Source organism: Aeromonas sp. QDB23 (assembly GCF_027707745.1).
GTDB classification, from domain to species: domain Bacteria; phylum Pseudomonadota; class Gammaproteobacteria; order Enterobacterales; family Aeromonadaceae; genus Aeromonas; species Aeromonas allosaccharophila.
On the sequence record NZ_JAPCJA010000111.1, the window covers coordinates 1 to 4217 of the forward strand.

General features: G+C 50.7%; 5 protein-coding genes and 3 pseudogenes. 5 read left to right on the forward strand and 3 right to left on the reverse strand.

What is annotated here, in order from left to right; genetic code table 11:
* Positions 1-171: 171 nt before the first annotated feature.
* From PG888_RS22425 to PG888_RS22440, 5 genes and pseudogenes are all read left to right on the forward strand, one after another.
* Positions 172-729, forward strand: coding sequence for a recombinase family protein (locus PG888_RS22425; RefSeq protein WP_001162010.1), 558 nt, complete (start codon positions 172-174; stop codon positions 727-729).
* A 2-nt stretch (positions 730-731) separates the two neighbouring features.
* A pseudogene (locus PG888_RS22430) lies at positions 732-1022 on the forward strand (DUF4158 domain-containing protein); the annotation flags it as partial.
* 4 nt (positions 1023-1026) lie between these two features.
* A pseudogene (locus tag PG888_RS23190) lies at positions 1027-1248 on the forward strand (IS5/IS1182 family transposase); the annotation flags it as partial.
* A gap of 75 nt (positions 1249-1323) precedes the next feature.
* A pseudogene (locus PG888_RS22435) lies at positions 1324-1557 on the forward strand (DUF4172 domain-containing protein); the annotation flags it as partial.
* Positions 1558-1623: 66 nt separating this feature from the next.
* Positions 1624-2451, forward strand: coding sequence for a Fic family protein (locus PG888_RS22440; protein WP_236563333.1), 828 nt, complete (start codon positions 1624-1626; stop codon positions 2449-2451).
* 76 nt (positions 2452-2527) lie between these two features.
* Here the strand turns inward: PG888_RS22440 and PG888_RS22445 are convergent, their stop codons facing one another.
* The 3 genes from PG888_RS22445 to PG888_RS22455 form a co-directional block, all read right to left on the reverse strand.
* Entirely contained in the window at positions 2528-2788 is a 261-nt protein-coding gene (locus tag PG888_RS22445; protein WP_042020035.1) for a hypothetical protein, read from the reverse strand.
* Positions 2789-2849: 61 nt separating this feature from the next.
* Positions 2850-3257 carry an H-NS family histone-like protein gene (locus PG888_RS22450; RefSeq protein ID WP_139441704.1) on the reverse strand — a complete coding sequence of 136 codons (408 nt, stop codon included), beginning with the start codon at positions 3255-3257 and terminating at the stop codon, positions 2850-2852.
* Positions 3258-3610: 353 nt separating this feature from the next.
* Entirely contained in the window at positions 3611-3910 is a 300-nt protein-coding gene (locus PG888_RS22455; protein WP_139441702.1) for a hypothetical protein, read from the reverse strand.
* Positions 3911-4217: the final 307 nt, after the last annotated feature.

The following is a 4217-nucleotide window of genomic DNA, read 5'->3' on the forward strand; positions in this document are numbered from 1 at the left end:
CTGATGGATCCAACCCCTCCGCTGCTATAGTGCAGTCGGCTTCTGACGTTCAGTGCAGCCGTCTTCTGAAAACGACAAACAACGTCAGAGTAGGGTATTAATTTATATTTATTGACACATTCAGCCAAGGGTAATAGATTTCATCCTGACATTTTTACCTTTGGAGGCATCTTGCAAGGTCAACGTATCGGCTACGTTCGCGTCAGCAGCTTCGACCAGAATCCTGATCGACAACTGGAACAAATAGAAGTCGGCAAGGTATTCACCGATAAGGCTTCAGGCAAGGACACACAACGTCCCGAACTTGAAAGGCTGCTGGCCTTCGTCCGCGAGGGCGACACCGTGGTGGTGCATAGCATGGACAGGTTGGCACGCAACCTTGATGACCTGCGCCGCATCGTCCAAGGGCTGACACAACGGGGCGTGCGCATGGAGTTCGTCAAAGAAGGGCTAACGTTCACCGGCGAGGACTCACCGATGGCCAATCTGATGCTGTCGGTCATGGGAGCCTTTGCTGAGTTCGAGCGCGCTCTGATCCGCGAACGTCAGCGCGAGGGAATCGTGCTGGCTAAGCAGCGCGGGGCCTACCGGGGACGAAAGAAATCGCTGAACAGCGAACAAATTGCCGAGTTGAAACGGCGAGTTGCGGCAGGCGACCAGAAAACCTTGGTGGCCCGTGACTTCGGCATCAGCCGCGAAACCTTGTACCAGTACCTGCGGGAAGACTGACCATGCCACGCCGCTCAATCCTGTCCGCCACCGAGCGCGAAAGTCTGCTGACACTGCCAGATGCCAAAGACGAACTGATACGGCACTACACGTTCAACGAAACCGACCTGTCGGTGATCCGTCAGCGTCGCGGCGCCGCGAATCGATTGGGCTTCGCCGTGCAGCTTTGCTACTTGCGATTTCCTGGCATCTTCTTGGGCGTCGATGATCCTCCATTTCCGCCCCTGCTGCGCATGGTGGCCGCACAACTCAAGGTGCCGGTGGAAAGCTGGAACCATTACGGCACGTTGGAGGGTCGTCAATTCGCTGTTCATGCTGAATTGATATTCCCTTGCCGGTGCAGTGTTGCAACAGCACCAGTAAACGCGCCAAGCAGGTTAACATTCAGTACCGCTTGTCAGTCAGGTGCCAGTGGCTTATCTGGTGTTGCTACCGAACTGAAGGTCTAGGGCGAAGGAGAGTGGAAGGTGGGCAAGCACGGCAAGGAGAAACGGCAAGCTTCACTTGGCTGTTGATGCGTAGACCAGTGCCATCGTTGCCGACGAAGTTAGCCTTGAAACGGTGGAGGATTAAGGCACATTGAATGAACATGTTATGGACCCATTTTGGATTTGGCAACAAGCAGATTGGCCCCATTTTCGTTGGCGGGATAGCGAGATATTGCCCAGATTACGGCAGGTTCAACGCAGACAGGGAATTCTAATCGGTAGTCATTCCAGGTTGGGGAACCCCGACCAAACGTTGGACACGTTATTGGCTAACATCATCGCCTCGTCCGCTATCGAAGGCGAACGTCTCAATGCCCAATCCGTGCGATCTTCCCTGGCTAGGCGGTTAGGGAGCTCACAAACTCAGTCCTATCCAGTATCAGAGCGCTCAGAGGGGCTCGCGGCCATGATGCTGGATGCCATCGACAACCATGAACAACCACTGACAATTGAACGACTTTACCAATGGCATCGTTGGCTGTTCCCTGTCAACGAATGGTCGGTACAGCCAATGAACGTAGGGCAGTTGCGAGGAGATGAGCCGATGCTGGTTGTCTCTGGGCGTGTTGATCGCCCTACCGTGCATTTTGAGGCTCCACCCAGAGCCGCTCTGGACGATCAACTGGCCGAGTTCATCCCCTGGTTTAACCAGACTCAGCATGACCCCACGATGGATCCACTGCTTCGTGCGGCGATCTGTCATTTCTGGTTCGTGACCCTGCATCCCGTTGATGATGGCAATGGGCGGCTCACGCGGGCATTGACCGATCTCGCGCTGTCACAGGCTGACAGCCACAGCATCCGGCTGTATGCCATGTCAGTTGCGATTCTAGAGCTGCGGGGTGACTACTATCGAGCGCTTGAGTCAGCGCAGAGGGGCTCGCTAGATATTACCTCCTGGATCTGTTGGTTTCTCGATACGCTGGATTACACCCTAGAACTGGCATTACAGGTTATTGACCGTTCTCTTGCCAAGACACATTTCTGGTTGCGGCACTGTCATGACGGTCTCAGTCCAGAGCAAACCAAGGTTGTTAACCGTTTATTGGATGGCGGCCAACAGGGTTTTGAAAATGGCATCAACGCCAGTCAATATCAAAAAGTCGCCGGAGTCAGCAAGGCGACTGCTACACGCCATCTGGCTGAATTGGTGGAGAGGGGGTGCATTGAGAAATTACCTGGTGGCGGACGCAATACACGCTACCAGATCCGCTTGCACACTGAGGGGGTTTGAAAAAGCATCGCCATGGGGGCGTTAATTTCATTTGGTAGATGAGATCTGCGATTGACGTACCAATGACGCTCTTTAGTTAAATGTTGACACCATGATGAGTGCCGTCAGGCATATGAACGAGTAAACTCAGCCGACAGTCATATCTCTCAACAGACCTTTTGAGCGACAATAAACTATTTAGAACATCGGCATCAATTTCAGGAACATCACCCGCCCCGATATTTGAAAGCAGTTTGGTCACAGCGATACGAACTCGCAGCTCTTCGGCATGCTCCTTGGCTCTCTGGACTACCTCGGATGATTCCGACTCGATGATATCCTCTAATGTCCTCCCCATACGGTGCTCCTACTACAGATAGAATTAAAGGCCCACGCCGAGCAGGCATGGGCTCTCAGCACTAGATCAAGAACTCTTCCAATGCTCGACCATTAGCCACTGCTTCTGAGATGGTCTTGGGCATGCGGCCCTGACCAGTCCAGGTCTTTTCCTGGCCATCTTCGATGTATTTGTATTTTGCAGGACGGGGAGCGCGCTTGCTCTTTACTGTACCCTCTGCTTTTGCAGTGGTTGCAGTACCAACCAGCTCACTCGGATCTATGCCAGCGCCTTTCAGCAGCTCGGCAAACTCAGCCAGTTTTTGCAGGCGCTCGGCAGATTCCTCTCTCAATTTGGTTTCTTGCTGCTCACGCTCAGCAAAAACCTCATCCAATTTTTCTTTAACTTCGACCAGTTGCTCAAATGACAACTCACGCAATGCAGCTCGCAGACTACGGATATTCAACAAAGTTTTCAAAAAATCGTTCATTTTTATCCTCATGTATCACACTTTTATATCAGTGAAATTATCTCTCAACCCCAGCATTAGCACCACTGTTTTTGGCACCAAGACGATTGTAGAAGTAGCATTATTCAAAAAGACGTGAGCGAAATCGCGTTCGGATCTGTTTAGTGGCCTAGCTCCAACCTGCAATGAAACTATGTAACCAAAAATTAAATCTAGGTGGTAGTGAGCGTTGAGACCACCTCACCAGATGAGCCGATGAACGATCTTGATCGGCTCACGAAATGAGCCGATTGGAGAATATCATTGGCTCACAGAATGAGTCGATGATAGGAAATAGTTCTCTCCACACAACCTCGAATATAGGGGCATACTATTCAGATTATCTCCCTATTAGAATAATCACGCCCAAATGTATTTGGGTCTGCGGCCTCATAGTCATCGTCAAACATATGATCCCCGCGATGCATCTCCCTCATTGTTGCGAGTATACCGAAAAAACACATTTCACACAGATGCACCAGATAACGCTCACCATCGTGACAGGAACCATAGCCAAAATCCGCCGATAACGAGCCGTATTGATTGGTTCCAAAATTCGTTTTTGTACTACGACCACAGACATCACAGAGGACATCGACAATCTGTTCTGTTGGCACAATTTCTTTTATGAGCATGCAGAGCCCCTAATAATTTATGAAATCTATAGTATTTTTCTGCTGTAGATATAGGAATAACCTGTGCAGGTTAGATATCACAGATGTCACCTGTATTGAACAGTTATTCGAAGTTTTGATTTTGGATATCTTTGCACTCAAATTTTGGAGGTGTTTTCCAACCTGTAACGCGCCCGCTGCGTTTGTTGATCCTGCGGTATTCATTCCCCAACAGGATTTCCCATTCAGAGCCTTAACCATCCCCTCATATGAGCGAGGCGTGGCGCGGCTTCTGAGGTATGATCGCCATCCTTGACCAGCTAATACC